Here is a 16,502-nt window from a genome sequence, read left to right on the forward strand (position 1 = left end):
GCCGATCGGTGGAGCGGTGGGGGCACGCCGGTGCCCCCACCGGGATCCGGTCCGCGCAGCGCCCGCCAGGAGGAACCTCGCATGCCCCGCCCGTCCACGTCAGCCCTTCTCCTGGCGGCTGCGGCCGCCGCCCTGGCCGCCTGCGGGAGCCCGTCCCCCGCCGGGCCCGGGGCGGCCGCGCCGGGCGGTGCCGCGTCCGGGACACCCGCGAGCGACAGCGCGGCGTCCGGCGCGCCCGCGAGCGCTGCCGCCGGCGCCCCGGTCCCGGTGCCGGGCACCGTGGGCTTCCTGACCACCGACCCCGGCCGGGTCACCTACCTCCAGTGGCAGGCGGACGGCCGCGGCGGCCTCAGCGGGACCGTGCTGGAGGCCGTGGCGGACGGCGCACCGCCCACCGAGAAGGTGCGGACCCGGACCGGCCCGCTCAGCGGCCGGATCGACGGCAGCGCGATCACGCTCGACATCGCCGACCACACCGATCAGGGCGTCCTCGCCGCCGACGGCATCACGCTCAACGTGGTCCAGCCGGACGGCAGCATCCGGTCCGTCGGCTACCGCCGGGCCGGCGCCGCCGACTACAACACCGCGCTCTCCCAACTGCGGCAGACCGTGGACGCCGCCAACACCCGGGAGCAGCAGCAGGTTTCGCAGGCGAACCTGCAGACCGCCGCACAGCGGGCGCTCAGCGTCCTGCAGGCGGACAACAAGGCGTTCACGAACGCGAAGGCGGTCCGGGACGACCTCGCCAAGGCCGACGCCGACCTGCAGCAGGAGCGCCGCGACATCGCCGGAGGCAACGGCGAGAACTGCTACAACGTCCAGGTCACGGTCGCGTACGACGCGCAGATGAACGTCGGCTACGACGTGACCACCTCGGCAGCGTACGACGTGAAGCAGGAACAGGACGCCCTCGACTCGGCCAGGTCCGACGCTCGGGCCGTCCGGGACGCGGAGGCCGCCCTGCGGTCCGCCGGGCTACCGGCGACCCCCGGGGCCGACGTCGCGCTCGCCACGGCGCAGCAGCAGGACGCCCAGGCCGTCGCCACGGCGAACGGCGCGATCGACCGCCTCAACGCCGACCTCGCGGCCGCGTACGGCGCGGCGAACTCCGCGGGCACCGGCGAATGTGCCGGAGTCGGGCCGGGAGACCCCCCGCCCGGGCTCTCGCACGTCTCCTGACCACCCGTCAGACGGTCAGGTCGGGTGCTACCCCAGGCCGAGGGCGGCGCGCAGGCGGCCGCGGGTGGCGGCGGCGGCTTCGCGGGTGACGGGGTCGTCGCTGCCGAGGGCGTCGCCGAGCAGCAGGTCCGCGGCGGCGACCACGGCGGCGGGGAGGACCACCTCGCGCAGGCCGAGCAGTTGGGCGGCGGCCTGGTGTCCGCTCGACGGGGGGCCGACGGGCCGGGGGTGGGGATCCGCCGGTTCGGGGACGCGCGGGGGCGTCGCCACCGGGTGCCCGCCCTGCGGGCGGCGCGGTTCGTTGATCACGGGCATGCTCCGTTCAACGGGCCACGGCCCGCGACGGTTACGCGGGCCGCGACGTTCGAGTGGTCCGCCCCGGTGGCCGTACGGGCGGCGGCGGGCGGTCAGGAGGCGTGCCGGTCCGCGACGGCGGCGGGGCCGGGCCCGCCGAGGGCGGGGCGTTCGGGGCGCGGGGCCAGGGCGCGGACGTCCGCCGGCCGCCGGACGGGGGCCGCGGCGGCGGTGTGCGCGTCGCGGATCCACCGGGCCAGCGCGTGGGCGAACTCGGGGCCGATCGTGGCGGCGTGCTGCAACTGCTCCAGTCGCCCGGCCGGAGCGGGACGCGGGCCTCCGAGAGGACCGCCAGCAGGGGCTGCAACAGCCCCCACTGGAGGCGGACCACGGGCAGCGGGCTGGTATGCGCGGGCTCTGTCACGCCCGGTCCAACTGCCCGCCCCCGCAGGGGACACGGCCCGCCCGCCCGGTTCCACCACAGGGTGCAACGCCGCCCCCGGGACAGCCCTGGAGCCCTGGGCGGGCTCCGGGGACAGCGGGCGGCGGGCCCGTCAGCCGAGCCGCAGGCGGGCGAGCCGGCGCAGCGCGAGGACGCACAGCAGGGCGGCCGCCGCGGCGAGCAGGACGGCCGGCAGGGGGTGGGAACCCCCGGCGCCCGCCCACAGGGCGCCGGCGGCCGTCACGGTGGCGAGCAGGGCGACGGCCGCGACGAGCGGGCCCGGGCGGTGGGCCAGGCGGGCGGCGGGGCCGGGCGGGCGGTCCAGCCGCCGGTCCAGCCGGGGATCGCTCCGGCGCAGGTGGTGCTCGATCTCCGCGAGCAGGAGCTGCTCCCGCGGGGTCAGTCGGGTGTCCATCGGGTCTGCCGCCTCTCGGCGAGGGGAGGGAGGGGTGCGGGTGTCAGCCCCGGTCGCCGGGCAGCGCGGCCCGCCGGGCGGCGGGGCCGACCGCCGGGACGGCCGGGACGGCAGTGGCGGTGGCGACGGCCTCCGGGTGGCGGCGGCGCCAGTACGGGTTGTCGTGCGGGAGGCCGCCGCTGATCCGGCCGTACATCCCGAAGGTGGCGATCAGCAGGCCCATGGCGAAGCTGAACAGGACGTTCGGGAGACGGAAGGCGAGCAGGTTGGCCGAGGTCTCCAGCAGGGCGAGGTTGACGAAGCCGCTCAGCACGAACAGCGTGCCGACCACGATGGTGACGGTGGAGGCGGCGCGTCCGCCGAGCAGCGCGGCGGTGAGCAGGACGGCGGCGGTGCCGATCGAGACGACGCTGAGCAGTCCGTTGCTGGACAGTCCGGCGACGTGTTCGCCGTGCGTCCCGAAGAAGGGCAGGCCGTCGGCCAGGCCGAGTGCGCCGAAGGCCAGCAGCAGGAGTGCGCACAGGCCCGCGCCGAAGCGGTGGATCCGGGACAGGCGGCGGTCGGCGACCGGTTCGTCGTGGGGGTGCATGGCGGTTCTCCTCTCGGTGCGGCGGGCCGCGCCCACCGCGTGTACCCCTCCCCCCACGAACGTCCCGCCGCCGGGCCGATGATGCCCACCCGCAGCGCTGGTGCAGCGTTTCACCCCGCCCGCCCCCGCCCCGTACCTCCACCCGCTGACGCCACCACCCATCCGTACCGGGACCGGCTCCGAATCCCCCGGACGTCCCTACGGCCGAGGAGGCAGCGGTGATCGAGGTGGTGCGGGAGATCCCGGTCCGCCGGGCGGCGGGCGAGGTGCTGGACTACCTGGCGGACTTCGCGCACGCCGCCGAGTGGGACCCGGGAACCGCGGAGTGCGTCCGGATCGGCACCGGCGCCCCGGGGCCGGGGGCGCGGTGGCGGAACGTCTCGGTGTTCCGCGGGCGGCGCACCGAGCTGGTGTACGAGCTGGTGGACCACGGGCCGGACCAGGTGCTGTTCGTCGGGCGCAACCGGACGGTCACGGCCGTCGACGAGATCACCGTCCGGCCGGGGCCGGGCGGGGCGGGGGCGGTGGTCCACTACCGGGCCCGGCTGCGCTTCCACGGGCTGGCGCGACTCGCGGAGCCCTTCCTGCGCCGGGAGTTCGAGCGCTTGGCGGACGCGGCGCGGCGGCGGCTGCCCGAGGTGCTGGACGGCGACTGAGCGCCCGACGACGACGGCCGGGCACCCGGCGGGCCCGGCCGGGGACGGCGCCTTCCCGTTCGGAGCAATCCGCGCGGCGGGGGCCTCCGAATGACGGGTACAGGGCCGCCGCGGGCGGCCGGGAGTGCGGGAGCAGTGGGGAGAATCGACGTGACGACACTCGGCGCCGTTTCCACCGGGGGGTCCGTCCCGCCGTCGCGTCGGCCGGGGCCGAAGCCGGGGCGGCGGGTGGCCGTGGTGGGGGCGGGAGTGGCGGGGTTGAGCGCGGCGTACGCGCTGGCCCGGGCGGGCGTGGCGGTGGAGCTGTTCGAGGCGGACGGCCGGTTGGGCGGGCACGCGCACACCCAGCGGGTCACCGCGGCGGACGGGCGGGAGCTGGCGCTGGACACCGGCTTCCTGGTGCACAACACCCGGACGTACCCGGAACTGGTCGGCCTGTTCGGCGAGTTGGGCGTGCGGACGCAGGACAGCGACATGAGCATGTCGGTGCACTGCGAGGGCTGCGGCCTGGAGTACGCGGGCGCCCGCGGCCTGTCGGGGCTGCTGGCCACCCCGGGCAACCTGGCCCGGGGCCGGTACCTGCGGATGCTCGGCGAGGTGCCGCGCTTCCACCGCCTGGCCCGCCGCCTGCTGGCCACCCCGGAGGACGAGACCGCGGACGAAACCGCGGGCGGGGCCGAGCACGGGGCCGAGGGCGGGTCGGAGAGCCTGCGCGCGTTCCTGGCCCGGCACGACTTCTCCCCGTACTTCACCCAGCACTTCATGACCCCGCTGGTCTCCGCGGTGTGGTCCTGCGCGCCCGACCTGGCCGGGGACTACCCGGCCCGCTACCTGTTCGCGTTCCTGGCCAACCACGGCCTGCTGAGCGTCACCGGCTCGCCGACCTGGCGCACCGTGGTCGGCGGCTCGGCCGCGTACGTGGAGCGGATCGCGAGCCACCTGGCCGCGCACTCCGGCACCGTGCACCGCTCCGCGCCGGTGCGCGCGGTGCGGCGCCACCCGGACGGCGTCACGGTGGCCACCGAGGACGGGCGGTGGACCCGGGCGGACGCCGTGGTGGTGGCCGTCCACGCCGACCAGGCACTGCGGCTGCTGGCCGACCCGACCGGCGCCGAGCGGGAGGTGCTGGGCGCGTTCGAGTACTCCCGCAACCCGACGGTGCTGCACCGGGACGCCTCGGTGCTGCCCCGGGCGGCCTGGGCCCGCGCCTCGTGGAACTACCGGATGCCGGACTGCGACGCGCCCTCCGACCGGGTCCGGGTCAGCTACCACCTGAACCGGCTGCTGCGGCTGGGCGGCGCGGAGGACTACCTGGTCACCCTGAACGAGGACGACCGCAGCCCGCTGCCCGAGCGGCAGGTGGTCACCCGCACCGTGTACGAGCACCCCGTGTACACCGCCCGCACGGTCGCCGCCCAGCGCCGGCTGCCCGAACTGACCACCGCCCGCACCGCGTTCGCCGGGGCCTACCACGGCTGGGGCTTCCACGAGGACGGCTGCCGCTCCGGCCTCGCCGCCGCCCGCCACCTGCTCACGGCGGTCGCCCCGTGAGCCTGAACGACCCCGCGCACCCGCCGGACCCGGCCCCGCCCGGCCAGGCCGACACCGCAACCGCAACCGCAACCGCCGCGCTCCCCGGCCCGTGGGGCGCCGTGCTGTACGAGACCCGCACCACGCACGTGCGGGCCGAGCCCCGCCGGGTGTTCCGCCACCGCGGCTACCTGTGGCTGGTCGACCTCGACCGCCTGCCCCGGCTGCCGTGGCCGCTGCGCCCGCTGGCCCGCTTCCTGCCCCGCGACCACGCCCTGCACCCCGGCACTGCCGACGTCCGGGCGGACCTGGCCCGCGACCTGGCCGCGCACGGCCTGCGCCCGGACCCGGCCGGGCGGGTGCTGATGCTGACCCAGGCCCGTTCGCTGGGGCACGTGTTCAACCCGCTGACGGTGTACTGGTGCCGGGACGCGGCGGGCGCGCCGCTGTGCACCGTCGCCGAGGTGCACAACACCTACGGCCAGCGCCACCGCTACCTGCTGCGCCCGGACGCCGCCGGGCACGCGGAGGCCGCCAAGGACTTCCACGTCTCGCCGTTCCTGCCGCTCGACGGCCGCTACCGCCTGCTGCTGCCGGAGCCGGACGGCGAGCGGCTGCGCCTGACGGTGGCGCTGGAGCTGCCCGGCGGGCGGGCGTTCACCGCCACGGTGTCCGGCACCGGCCGCCCGGCGGGCCCGGCCGCGCTGCTGCGCGCGGCGGCCCGGCACCCGTTCGCCACCTACGCCGTGAGCCTGCGGATCCGCGCCCAGGGCGTCCGCCTGTGGCTGCGCGGCCTGCCCGCCCACCCCCGTCCCGACTCCCGTCCCCGCCCCCACCCCCGTTCCCGTTCCCGTTCCGGAGAGGCCGTCCGCCGATGACCGTCACCGTCCCGTTCCCGCCCGCCGTCGACCCGTCGCGCTGGCCGGACGTCGCCCGGGTGCCGCACGCCCCGCTGCGGGCCGCGGTGGCCGGGCGGCTGCTGCGCCGGGTGGCGGCCGGCCGCGGCCTGCGGGTCGAACTCCCGGGCGGGCGGCCGCTGTTGCCGTCCCCCGCGCAGGCGCCGGTGCTGCGGCTGCACCGCCCGGAGGCGTTCCTGCACCGGGTCGGGACGGGCGGCCTGATCGGCTTCGGCGAGTCCTACCAGGCGGGCGACTGGGACAGCCCGGACCTGGTGCGCCTGCTGACCGCGCTGGCCGCCCGCCCCGAGACCCTGGTCCCGCCCGGCACCGGGTGGCTGCGCCGGCTGTACGTGCGGCGGCCTCCGGCGGCGGAGCTGTCCACGGCCGCCAACGCCCCGCGCAACATCCACCGGCACTACGACCTGTCGAACGAGCTGTTCGCGCTGTTCCTCGACCCGACCATGTCGTACTCCTCGGCGGTGTTCTCCGACCCTCCCCCGCCACCCGCTGGCCCGACCTGGTCCCGGCCCAGCACCGCAAGATCGACCGGCTGCTGGACCTGGCCCGGGTCGGCCCCGGCACCCGGCTGCTGGAGATCGGCACCGGCTGGGGCGAACTCGCCCTGCGCGCCGCCGCCCGCGGCGCCGAGGTGGTCACCCTCACCCTGTCCGCCGAGCAGCTCGCGCTGGCCCGCCGCCGGATCGCCGCCGCCGGGCAGTCCGACCGGGTCGAGGTCCGGCTGTGCGACTACCGGCAGGCCCGGGGCGCGTTCGACGCGATCGTCAGCGTCGAGATGATCGAGGCCGTCGGACGCCCGTTCTGGCCCGCCTACTTCACCGCCCTGGACCGGCTGCTCGCCCCCGGCGGCCGGGTCGCCCTGCAGGCCATCACCATGCCGCACGCCCGGATGCTGGCCAGCAGCGACACGTACACCTGGATCCTCAAGTACGTCTTCCCGGGCGGCCAGATCCCCTCGCTGCGGGCCATCTCCGACACCGCCGCCGCGCACACCCGGCTGCGGGTGGACGCCGCGGACGCGTACGGGCCGCACTACGCCGAGACGCTGCGGCTGTGGCGGGAGCGGTTCACCGGGCGGGCGGAGCAGGTCGCGGCGCTGGGCTTCGACGAGGTGTTCCGCCGGATGTGGGAGCTGTACCTGGCGTACTCGGAGGCCGGGTTCCGCTCCGGCTACCTGAACGTCCACCAGGTGCTGCTGAGCCGGGACGGGGCCGCGGCGGGCGCCGGGTCCCCGCCGGTCCGGGACGGCCTGCGGTGAACGCCGCCGCGTTCGGCCTCGGCGCGGCCTGCGCCGCGGGCGCGGCCCTGCTGGTCATGCTGGGCGCGTTCGCCGTCGGGGTGCGCACCGGCCGCCACCGGGGCGTGGACGCGGCCTGGGGCCTGGCGTTCACCGCCGTCGCGCTGACCGGCTGCGGGCTCTCCGCCGGGTACGGCGACGGCGGGCGGCGGGCGCTGGCCACCGTCCTGGTGGCGCTCTGGGGGCTGCGGCTGTCCGCGCACCTGTGGTGGCGGGCCCGCGGCCTGCCCGAGGACCCGCGCTACGCCCGGATGCTCGCCAGGGCCCCCGCCGGGCCGGCCCGCACCCGGTACGCGCTGCGGATCGTCTACCTGCTGCAGGCCGCCCTGGTCTGGTTCGTCTCGCTGCCCGTGCTGGCCGCCCAGTACCTGCCCGGTCCGCTCGGCCCCACCGCCTGGGCGGGGACGGCGCTGTGGGCGGTCGGCCTGTTCTTCGAGGCGGTCGGCGACGCCCAACTGGCCCGGTTCAAGGCCGATCCGGCGCACCGTGGCCAGGTGATGGACCGCGGCCTGTGGCGGTACACCCGGCACCCCAACTACTTCGGCGACGCCTGCGTCTGGTGGGGCCTGTTCCTGCTGGCCGCGGACGCGCCGATCGGCTGGGCGTTCGTCGGCAGCCCGCTGCTGATGACCTGGCTGCTGGCCTTCGGCAGCGGGAAGCCGATGCTGGAACGCCACCTGTCCGGCTCCGACCGCCCCGGCTGGGCCGCGTACACGGCCCGCACCAGCGCGTTCCTACCGCTCCCGCCCCGCCGGCGGCGCGACTGAGACGCTCACCTCCCCCACCGCGCCGGGCCGTTGCCCACCCCCGCACGATCAGACATCTCGGCGCAGCCAACCGCCCCGACACTGCCGGACGCCTCGGCGCAGCCGGACGGCGGCGGCACGGGTTCCCCGCCCCGACGGCACGACTGAGACCCGCTCGCCTCCGCCACCCCGCCGGGCCGTCGCCCACCCCCGCCCGAGCGGGCACCTCGGCGCAGCCGGACGACGGCGGCACGGCCCCCCGCCCCGACCGCACGACTGAGACCCGCTCACCTCCGCCACCACGCCGGGCCGCTGCCCACCCCCGCACGATCAGACATCTCGGCGCAGCCAACCGCCCCGACACTGCCGGACGCCTCGGCGCAGCCGGACGGCGGCGGCACGGGCTCCCCGCCCCGACGACACGACTGAGACCCGCTCACCTCCCCCACCCCACCGGGCCGTTGCCCACCCCCACTCGGCCGGCTGCCCCGGCTCAGCCGGACGTCTCGGCCCGGCCGTAGGGGTCGGCGGAGGCGTCCGGGAAGCCGGCCGCGTGCATGACCGCCTCGGCCACCAGCCGGGCCTCCCGGTGGGTCAGTCCTTCGATCGCGTGGCGCAGCGGCCCGGTGCGGACCCCGGCCAGGCCGGCGGCGACGGTGAGGACGGCTTTGGCCCGGTCGCCGAGGACGTCCCGGGCGGCGGCCCGGCCGGCCTGCCGGGGGCGGCCGAGGCGGTCCATCGCGCGCCGGAAGTCGACCGTCGCGGACGGGCCGTCCGGCCCTTCGGCGAGCGGCACGAAGCCGTTGCCGACCAGCCAGTCGCCGACCTCCTCGACCTGGAAGGCCAGCCGCACCCCCGCCTCGACCGGCGGCAGTCCGGCCGCGCCGCGCAACGCCAGTTCGGCCAGGCGTTCCCGGTCCGCGCCGCGGAACGGCACCTCGTTCGCCATCGCGTTCTCCCCTCCCCCGTGGGGGCCCGCCCCGTGGCCCCTCCCGGGAACCTACCCGCGGGAGCACCCCCGCCCTACCCGACACACCCGGCCCGGCCGATGTCCGGTCGACCGGGCCGGGTGGGCCGGATGGGCCGGGCCGCTCAGGCGAACGGCAGCAGCAGCACCGGGGCGCCGGTCGGGTGCGGGGAGCCGCCGGCCGGTTCGAGGGTGACGCCGACGCCAGCCGCGCCGTCCAGCGGGCCGCTGAGCAGCAGGGTGCCGGTGCCCGCGGGGAGCAGCCCGGCGGGACGCATGGTGCCCGCGTCGTCGTACCAGAGCTGGTAGGTGCGGCCGGGGCCCGGGGCGGGGAGGCCGGCGGCGAGCAGGCCGCCCGGTCGCGGGTGGCGGACCAGACGACGGTGGCGGTGCCCCCGCCGGTGGCGGCGGTCGCGGTGCGGGCGTCCGGCGCGGTGAGCAGCGCGGTGACGGACTCCTGCTGGCGGGCGAGCGCGGCAACCCGGTCGCGGGCCCGTTCGGCCTCCCGGTGCTGCTGGACGGCGAGGGCGCCCGCGCCGAGGGCCAGCGCGAGGCAGGCGGCGAGCGCCAACCCCGGTGCCCGGCGGGCGAACCGGCGCCGCAGCCGGGCCGGGCGGGTGCGCGGCGGGACGGGGCCGTCGACCCGCGGGGCCTCCTGCCGGACGCCCGGCAGCGCGGCCAGCACCCGGTCCTTCAGCGCCGGCGGCGGGGCCGCCGTCTCGGCCGCCCCGAGCCGGGCCAGGGCGGCGGCGAACTCCGCGGTCTCCTGCGCGCAGGACGGGCAGTGCTCGAGGTGGCGTTCGAAGGCATCGTTCTCCTCGGCGTCCAGCGCGTGCGCGGCGTACGCCCCGGTCAGGGTGTGCGGGTCGGGGGCGCGCCGGTCGGCGGTGTGCGGGCGGAAGGCGTTCACGCGCCCACCCCCAGGCAGTCGCGCATCCGGATCAGCGCGTCCCGCATCCGGGTCTTGACGGTGCCGAGCGGGGCGCCGAGCACCTGGGCCACCTCCGGGTAGCTGTAGCCGCGGTAGTAGGCCAGGGTCAGCGACTCCCGCTGGAGTTCGGTCAGGGTGCGCAGGCAGCGCCGCACCTGTTCACGCTCCAGGCGTCCCTCGACCTGTTCGGCGACCTCGTCGTAGGGGGTGCCGCCGTGCGAGGCGGCCGCGACCCGCCGGTCCCGGTCGGCGGCGGCCTGGGCGGAGCGGACCCGGTCGACGGCCCGCCGGTGGGCGATGGTCAGCACCCAGGGCAGCACCTCGCCCCGGTCCGCCCGGTACCGGGCCGCGGTGCGCCACACCTCCAGCAGCACCTCCTGCGCGACCTCCTCGGACTGCGCGGCGTCCCGCACCACCCGCCGCACCAGCCCGAACACCGGCCCGGAGACGGCGTCGTAGAGCGCCTCGAACGCATCCTGGTCACCCCGCACCACCCGCGCCAGCAACTCCCGCAGATCCGGCCCGGGCCGCCGCGGCGGGGCCAACGACACCACGTGGTTCACCCCGCCACCCCACCGACAACGCTCCTGCCCTGCCACTGCACCACCCGCACGGAACCCTCCCACGGCGGCCGGAACCCCCGACCGCACCGATTCGACAACACGACTCCACCCCTCTTCGTCGCACTCGCCGTCCCGGATTGCCCCCGACCCCGACCACTTCGCCGCACCCGCGCGCCCCGCCCCCGGCGCCGTCTCCGCCGCCTCCCCCGCCCGTTCCGGAACTGCCACCGAAACTGCCACCAATCCGCGTCCCACCGCCCGCCGAATGCCGGGTGTGACCGACCAGCACCACCCGCCGCGGCGCCGACCCGGCACCGACCGCATCGAGGTGCACGCCGCCGTCGCCTGACGGACCGTCACCGACTTTGCCGAACACCCGCTTCGCCTTCACCCATCACAGAGGAGAGCTCCGCCATGTCCGCATCCACCCGCAACCGCCGCACCTTCACCGCACTGCTCGCCGCCGGTGCGCTGGCCCTGACCCTGGGCGCGTGCAGCAGCAGCGGTGGCGGTACGAGTTCGTCCTCCGCCACCACCGGCGCGACCGCCGCGAGCTCCGCCGCGATGTCGAGCCCCACCGCCTCGGCGGCGATGGCCGACGCCCCGTTCGGCGCGGCCTGCGCCGCCGTCCCCAAGGACGGCGCCGGATCCTTCACCGGCATGGCCAAGGACCCGGTCGCCACCGCCGCCTCCAACAACCCCCTGCTGTCCACCCTGGTCACCGCCGTCAAGCAGGCCGGCCTGGTCGACACCCTCAACTCCGCCCAGAACATCACCGTCTTCGCCCCCACCAACGACGCCTTCGCCAAGATCCCCAAGGCCGACCTGGACGCCCTGCTCGCCGACAAGGCCAAGCTCACCAAGGTCCTCACCTACCACGTCACCCCCGAACGCCTCGCCCCCACCGCCCTCGCCGGCACCCACAAGACCCTCGAAGGCAGCGACCTCACCGTCACCGGCACCCAGCCCGACTTCACCGTCAACACCAACTCCAAGGTCCTGTGCGGCAACGTCCAGACCGCCAACGCCACCGTCTACATCGTCGACACCGTCCTGATGCCCACCTCCTGACAGCCGGCGCCTGATCGCCCGGCGGCCTGGCACCCCGTCGGGTCAGGCCGTCCCCAGCCGGGCGATCAGGCCGTCGAGGTCCAGGTGCTCGTGTTCGCGGCCGGCCGGGACGAGCGTGTAGCACTCGAGCAGGAAGCCGGTGACGATCTCGGCCGGGATGTTGACCACCGCCGCCCCGGTGCCGCCGTGCAGGGTGACCAGCACCTCGCCGTCGGCGCCGGGGCGGACGGTGACGTCGCCGTGTCCGGCGGGGGCGAGGCGGCCCTCGTTGAGCAGGTCGCGGCCGAACACCCATTCCACGGCGCCGACCCGGCCGACCGGCGGGAACACCAGCCGGACCGCGTACGGGAGCGAGGAGTCGAAGTGCAGCCCGGCCTCCACCGCCAGGTCGGGGTGCGGGCTGTGCGGGAGCGTGACGGCGGTGGACCAGCAGGTGGCGACGGCCATGCGGGGCGGCCTTCCTTCCGGGTGACGGCGGTGGGCGGTGCCGAAAGCTGACGGCAGGACCCCGACTACCCGCCCGGCCCGGCGATCCGCCGATCGACGCAGAACCTTCACCGATGTCCTCCACCCACCACACGAACGGCCGAACCCGGTGGCGGCGGGACGGGTTCGAACGGGTTCCTCGACGCCGGTGCGGGAACCGGGGGCGGGCATGGACGGGCGACTTCCGTCCCGGAACGGCGTAAGTTCGCTGCTGGGCGGGCCCGAGGCCGGGTGCCGCCGTGGATCGAGTGCCGAGCAGAGGACGGGTACGGGACATGGCTCAGGTTGTCCGGGGTGTGATCGCGCGGGCGAAGGGTGCACCGGTGGAGGTGGTTCCCGTCGTGGTGCCGGATCCGGGGCCGGGTGAGGCGGTGGTGCGGGTGCAGGCGTGCGGGGTGTGCCACACGGACCTGCACTACCGGGAGGGCGGGATCAACGACGAGTTCCCGTTCCTGCTGGGGCACGAGGCGGCGGGCGTGGTGGAGTCGGTCGGCGAGGGCGTCGAGGACCTCGCGCCGGGTGACTTCGTCGTCCTCAACTGGCGTGCGGTGTGCGGACGTTGCCGGGCCTGCAAGCGCGGCCGGCCGTGGTACTGCTTCGCCACCCACAACGCGAAGCAGAAGATGACGCTGGAGGACGGCACCGAGCTGTCCCCGGCGCTGGGCATCGGCGCGTTCGCGGAGAAGACGCTGGTCGCGGCCGGCCAGTGCACCAAGGTCGACCCGGCGGCGTCCCCGGCGGCGGCCGGCCTGCTGGGCTGCGGCGTGATGGCGGGCCTGGGCGCGGCGATCAACACCGGGCAGGTGGGCCGGGGCGACAGCGTCGCGGTGATCGGCTGCGGCGGCGTGGGCAACGCGGCGGTGGTCGGCTCCCGGCTGGCCGGCGCGGGCACGATCATCGCGGTGGACGTGGACGACCGCAAGCTCGCCACCGCGCAGCGCCTGGGCGCCACCCACACCGTCAACTCCCGTGCGGTGGACCCGGTGGAGGCGATCCGCGGCCTGACCGGCGGCCACGGCGCGGACGTGGTGATCGAGGCGGTGGGCCGCCCGGAGACGTACCGGCAGGCGTTCTACGCCCGCGACCTGGCGGGCACCGTGGTGCTGGTCGGCGTGCCGACGCCGGAGATGACGCTGGAGCTGCCGCTGCTGGACGTGTTCGGGCGCGGCGGCGCGCTGAAGTCGTCCTGGTACGGGGACTGCCTGCCGGAGCGGGACTTCCCGATGCTGATCGACCTGTACCTGCAGGGCCGCCTCGACCTGGACGCGTTCGTCAGCGAGACGATTCCGCTGGACGGTGTGGAGGAGGCGTTCGCCCGGATGCAGCGCGGCGAGGTGCTGCGCTCGGTGGTGGTGTTCTGATGGCGGCCCGGATCGAACAGCTGGTCACCTCGGGCGAGTTCAGCCTGGACGGCGGCACCTGGCAGGTCGACAACAACGTGTGGATCGTCGGCGACGACACCGAGGCGGTGGTGATCGACGCGGCGCACGACGCGGCGGCGATCAAGGAGGCGCTGGGCGGCCGGCGGCTGCTGGCGGTGGTCTCCACCCACGCCCACAACGACCACGTGGACGCGGCGCCCGAGCTGTCGGACCTGACCGGCGCGCCGGTGCTGCTGCACCCGGCGGACGAGGTGCTGTGGCGGCAGACCCACCCGGACCGGGCGCCGGACGGCCCGTTGGCGGACGGTCAGGAGATCGCGGTCGCGGGCACGGTGCTGACGGTGCTGCACACCCCGGGCCACAGCCCGGGCGCGGTCAGCCTGTACGCCCCCGGGCTGGGCACCGTCTTCACCGGCGACACCCTGTTCGCGGGCGGCCCGGGCGCCACCGGCCGGTCGTTCTCGGACTTCCCGACCATCGTCGCCTCGATCCGCGAGCGGCTGCTGACCCTGCCGCCGGAGACGGTGGTGCGCACCGGCCACGGCGACTCGACGACCGTCGGCGCGGAGGCCCCGCACCTGGCGGAGTGGATCGCCCGCGGCCACTGACCGGCCGTCAGCCCGCGTCCTCGGCCCCGGCCCCGGCCGGTTCCGCGGCGCCGAACCGGATGCCGGCCAGCCGTTCGCGGGAGGCCGCGTCGGCCAGCAGCACCGACCGGGCGCCGGGGAACGCCGCCCGCCCGTCCCGTTCGAGCGCGGCCAGCAGCCGGGCGGTGCGCCGCACGTGCAGCCGGAAGGTGCGCGGGGCGGCGGTGCGGGCCCGGGCGTGCTGCCCGGCCAGGGCCTCGGCGGGGCGGACGGCGAGCAGCACCACGTGCAGTTCGCGTCCGGCCCGCCGGGCCCAGTGCGCCAGGGCCCGGCGCATCCACCAGCGGCTGCCGCAGTCGTGCACCAGCAGCGGCCCGGGGCGGCGGAACGCGGCGCGGGTGCGCAGCAGGTGCAGCAGGCGGACGGCGGGGCGGTAGAGCGGGTAGGGCAGGGCGGCGGGCATCCGGGCCTGGCAGGCGAGCCGGGTGGTGCGCGGGTCGATCAGGGCGGCGGGGGCGTCCCAGCGGCGCAGCAGGGTGGACTTGCCGCTGCCGGGGACGCCGCCGACCACCACGACCGCGTCCGGCCCGTAGCGGAGCTCCAGCGGCCCGCCGGGGCGGCCGCGCAGGTCGGCGACCGCGTCCGGGGCGTACCCGGTGACCTGCACGTGCCCGCTCCCCCGGTCGTTCCCGCTCGTCCGCCCGGCAGCCTACCGGGGCACTCCCTCCTCCAGCCGGATCGCCCCTCCGGGGCAGGCGGCGACGGCGTCGGCGACCTCGCGGACCAGGTCGGCGGGCGGGCTGGCCTGGAGCAGGACGACGGTGCCGTCCTCGTCGTTCTGGTCGAACACCTCGGGGGCGGCGAGGACGCACTGCCCGGAGCCGCAGCACCGGTCCGGCTCGACGTGGACGAGCATGGCGGTTCCTTTCGGGGGGTGGGCGGTCACCAGGCGACCGGGAGGGACTCGACGCCGTAGACGGTCATCTCGTGGCGGAAGCGGATCTCCTCGAAGGGCACGGCCAGGTGCAGGTCGGGCAGGCGGCGCAGCAGGGTGTCGAGGGCGATCTCGAGTTCGAGCCGGGCCAGCGGCTGGCCGAGGCACTGGTGGACGCCGAAGCCGAAGGCGAGGTGGCGGCGGGTGTCGCGGGTGAGGTCGAGGGCGTCGCCGTCGGGGTAGCGCTCGTCGTCGCGGTTGGCGGTGTTGATCTGGCAGATGACGCCCTCGCCGGCCCGGATCAGCACGCCGCCGACCTCGGCGTCCTCGACGGCGACCCGGACGACGCCGGTCTGCACGATGCTGAGCCAGCGCAGCAGTTCCTCGACGGCGGCGGGCGTGGAGTCGGGGTGGGCGCGCAGGTGGGCGAGCTGGTCGGGGTGGCGCAGCAGGGCGAGGACGGAGAGGGCGGTCATGTTGGCGGTGGTCTCGTGGCCGGCGATGAGCAGCAGGCGGCCCATGGCGCCGATCTCCTCGGTGGGGAGTTCGCCGCGGGCGACCAGGCGGCTGAGGATGCCGTCGTCGGGGTCGGTGCGCTTGCTCTCGGTGAGGGTGTCGAGGTAGGTGGTCAGGCTGTCCTGGGCGGCGGCCACCTCCGCCACGGTGCTGGCGCGGTGCAGCAGGGTGCGGCTGCAGCGCTGGAAGAACTCGTGGTCCTGGTAGGGGACGCCGAGCAGCAGGCAGATCACCAGGGAGGGCAGCGGGAGGGCGAACTCGGCGACCAGGTCGGCGGCGGTGCGGCCGGTGGTCATCCGGTCGAACAGCTCGTCGGCGGCCTGCTGGACGGCGGGGCGCAGCGCGGCGGTCTTGCGGAGGGTGAAGTCGCCGGTGAGCATCCGGCGCAGGTGGGCGTGCTCGGGGTCGTCCATCCGGATGAACGAGGTCTTGCCGACGCTGAGTTGGCGGGCGGCGGCGGTGAGGAAGGGGAAGCCGGGGCGGGTGGCGTCGGCGCTGAAGCGGGGGTCGGCGAGGACGGCGCGGGCGTCCTGGTAGCGGGTGATCAGCCAGCAGGGGCTGTCGTCCCAGAGGGCGACCCGGGTGACGGGCTCGTCCTGCTGGGCCTGCTGGTAGGCGGGCGGCGGCGCGAACGGGCAGGCGCCGCGCGGTGCGGGGTGGGAGGTGGTGGCGGCAGTGGCCATGCTGGGGTCCCTTCCCGGGGCCGGGCGCTGCCGTCCGGGCCCGGGCGGGGGCGGGGTGCGGCAGGGCGGCCCGACAATTGAGTGCCTCGGGCAACTAACTCACGGTCACGCTAACTCGCGTTCCGTGTCCACGGAAAGGACGCCCGGCCGCCGGAGCGGATTCTGTCCGGATTCCGGCGTGCCCCGACCGCCACCGCGGGCGGCCGGGCCCGGCACCCACCAGGCGGGTCCGTGCCCGGCGGGGCGGCGGCCGGCCCGCCCGGGCGGTCGAGAACGGGCCACCTCCCCGCCCCCGACCGGGCTTTACCTCGGCTTTG

Annotated in this window: 18 protein-coding genes and 2 pseudogenes; 9 read left to right on the plus strand and 11 right to left on the minus strand. The window is 76.6% G+C overall.

Going from position 1 to position 16,502, the window contains the following annotated elements; all coding sequences use genetic code 11:
• Positions 1–81: 81 nt before the first annotated feature.
• A complete protein-coding gene (locus tag OU787_RS00325; protein WP_268658104.1) occupies positions 82–1,179 on the plus strand; it encodes a hypothetical protein in 1,098 nt (365 codons plus the stop codon).
• A 27-nt stretch (positions 1,180–1,206) separates the two neighbouring features.
• Here the strand turns inward: OU787_RS00325 and OU787_RS00330 are convergent, their stop codons facing one another.
• From OU787_RS00330 to OU787_RS00345, 4 genes are all read right to left on the minus strand, one after another.
• Entirely contained in the window at positions 1,207–1,488 is a 282-nt protein-coding gene (locus OU787_RS00330; protein ID WP_030464147.1) for a hypothetical protein, read from the minus strand.
• 98 nt (positions 1,489–1,586) lie between these two features.
• The gene (locus OU787_RS00335) at positions 1,587–1,775 is read right to left on the minus strand and encodes a hypothetical protein (RefSeq protein ID WP_268658105.1); all 189 of its coding nucleotides are present in this window, start codon (positions 1,773–1,775) and stop codon (positions 1,587–1,589) included.
• Positions 1,776–2,027: 252 nt separating this feature from the next.
• Positions 2,028–2,330: a DUF3040 domain-containing protein gene (locus tag OU787_RS00340; RefSeq protein ID WP_268658106.1), complete on the minus strand. Its 303-nt coding sequence runs from the start codon at positions 2,328–2,330 to the stop codon at positions 2,028–2,030.
• Positions 2,331–2,373: 43 nt separating this feature from the next.
• Positions 2,374–2,919: a DUF4383 domain-containing protein gene (locus tag OU787_RS00345; protein ID WP_268658107.1), complete on the minus strand. Its 546-nt coding sequence runs from the start codon at positions 2,917–2,919 to the stop codon at positions 2,374–2,376.
• A gap of 218 nt (positions 2,920–3,137) precedes the next feature.
• Here OU787_RS00345 and OU787_RS00350 point away from each other — a divergent pair, with 218 nt between their 5' ends.
• The 5 genes and pseudogenes from OU787_RS00350 (at position 3,138) to OU787_RS00370 (ending at position 8,086) form a co-directional block, all read left to right on the plus strand.
• Positions 3,138–3,575 (plus strand): SRPBCC family protein, encoded by a 438-nt coding sequence (locus OU787_RS00350; RefSeq protein ID WP_268658108.1) that lies wholly within the window; start codon positions 3,138–3,140, stop codon positions 3,573–3,575.
• 228 nt (positions 3,576–3,803) lie between these two features.
• Positions 3,804–5,126, plus strand: a complete 1,323-nt coding sequence (locus OU787_RS00355; RefSeq protein ID WP_268658109.1) for an NAD(P)/FAD-dependent oxidoreductase — start codon at positions 3,804–3,806, stop codon at positions 5,124–5,126.
• A 101-nt stretch (positions 5,127–5,227) separates the two neighbouring features.
• Positions 5,228–5,983, plus strand: coding sequence for a DUF1365 domain-containing protein (locus OU787_RS00360; RefSeq protein WP_268661767.1), 756 nt, complete (start codon positions 5,228–5,230; stop codon positions 5,981–5,983).
• Positions 5,980–7,280: pseudogene (locus OU787_RS00365) on the plus strand (class I SAM-dependent methyltransferase). Before OU787_RS00360 ends, OU787_RS00365 begins: the two are co-directional and overlap by 4 nt.
• A 56-nt stretch (positions 7,281–7,336) precedes the next feature.
• Positions 7,337–8,086 (plus strand): DUF1295 domain-containing protein, encoded by a 750-nt coding sequence (locus OU787_RS00370; protein ID WP_268661768.1) that lies wholly within the window; start codon positions 7,337–7,339, stop codon positions 8,084–8,086.
• 472 nt (positions 8,087–8,558) lie between these two features.
• Here OU787_RS00370 and OU787_RS00375 read toward each other — a convergent pair whose 3' ends face one another.
• The 3 genes and pseudogenes from OU787_RS00375 to sigK form a co-directional block, all read right to left on the minus strand.
• Entirely contained in the window at positions 8,559–9,014 is a 456-nt protein-coding gene (locus OU787_RS00375; RefSeq protein WP_030464463.1) for a hypothetical protein, read from the minus strand.
• Positions 9,015–9,157: 143 nt separating this feature from the next.
• Positions 9,158–9,942: pseudogene (locus OU787_RS00380) on the minus strand (anti-sigma factor domain-containing protein).
• Positions 9,939–10,526 (minus strand): ECF RNA polymerase sigma factor SigK, encoded by a 588-nt coding sequence (sigK, locus tag OU787_RS00385; RefSeq protein WP_051818208.1) that lies wholly within the window; start codon positions 10,524–10,526, stop codon positions 9,939–9,941. The pseudogene OU787_RS00380 and the gene sigK overlap by 4 nt, the downstream one beginning before the upstream one ends.
• A 414-nt stretch (positions 10,527–10,940) precedes the next feature.
• On the opposite strand from sigK, the gene OU787_RS00390 reads away from it, so the two are divergent.
• Complete coding sequence (locus OU787_RS00390; RefSeq protein ID WP_268658110.1) at positions 10,941–11,597, plus strand: fasciclin domain-containing protein; 657 nt, start codon at positions 10,941–10,943, stop codon at positions 11,595–11,597.
• Positions 11,598–11,639: 42 nt separating this feature from the next.
• Here the strand turns inward: OU787_RS00390 and OU787_RS00395 are convergent, their stop codons facing one another.
• Positions 11,640–12,044 (minus strand): SsgA family sporulation/cell division regulator, encoded by a 405-nt coding sequence (locus OU787_RS00395; RefSeq protein WP_051817103.1) that lies wholly within the window; start codon positions 12,042–12,044, stop codon positions 11,640–11,642.
• Positions 12,045–12,358: 314 nt separating this feature from the next.
• On the opposite strand from OU787_RS00395, the gene OU787_RS00400 reads away from it, so the two are divergent.
• Together OU787_RS00400 and OU787_RS00405 are read left to right on the plus strand one after the other, a co-directional pair.
• Entirely contained in the window at positions 12,359–13,444 is a 1,086-nt protein-coding gene (locus OU787_RS00400; RefSeq protein ID WP_268658111.1) for an S-(hydroxymethyl)mycothiol dehydrogenase, read from the plus strand.
• Positions 13,444–14,073, plus strand: coding sequence for an MBL fold metallo-hydrolase (locus tag OU787_RS00405; RefSeq protein ID WP_030461075.1), 630 nt, complete (start codon positions 13,444–13,446; stop codon positions 14,071–14,073). Before OU787_RS00400 ends, OU787_RS00405 begins: the two co-directional genes overlap by 1 nt.
• Positions 14,074–14,080: 7 nt before the next feature.
• On the opposite strand, the gene OU787_RS00410 is transcribed toward OU787_RS00405, so the two are convergent.
• Genes OU787_RS00410 through OU787_RS00420 form a run of 3 tightly spaced genes read right to left on the minus strand, consistent with a single transcriptional unit; the run spans position 14,081 to position 16,185 of the window.
• Entirely contained in the window at positions 14,081–14,719 is a 639-nt protein-coding gene (locus OU787_RS00410) for an AAA family ATPase (protein ID WP_051817102.1), read from the minus strand.
• A gap of 42 nt (positions 14,720–14,761) precedes the next feature.
• Complete coding sequence (locus OU787_RS00415) at positions 14,762–14,968, minus strand: ferredoxin (protein ID WP_030461073.1); 207 nt, start codon at positions 14,966–14,968, stop codon at positions 14,762–14,764.
• Between the two features lie 26 nt (positions 14,969–14,994).
• Complete coding sequence (locus OU787_RS00420; protein WP_030461072.1) at positions 14,995–16,185, minus strand: cytochrome P450; 1,191 nt, start codon at positions 16,183–16,185, stop codon at positions 14,995–14,997.
• Positions 16,186–16,502 lie beyond the last annotated feature (317 nt).

The sequence above is a fragment of the Kitasatospora sp. YST-16 genome (assembly GCF_026802215.1).
GTDB lineage: Bacteria > Actinomycetota > Actinomycetes > Streptomycetales > Streptomycetaceae > Kitasatospora > Kitasatospora cineracea.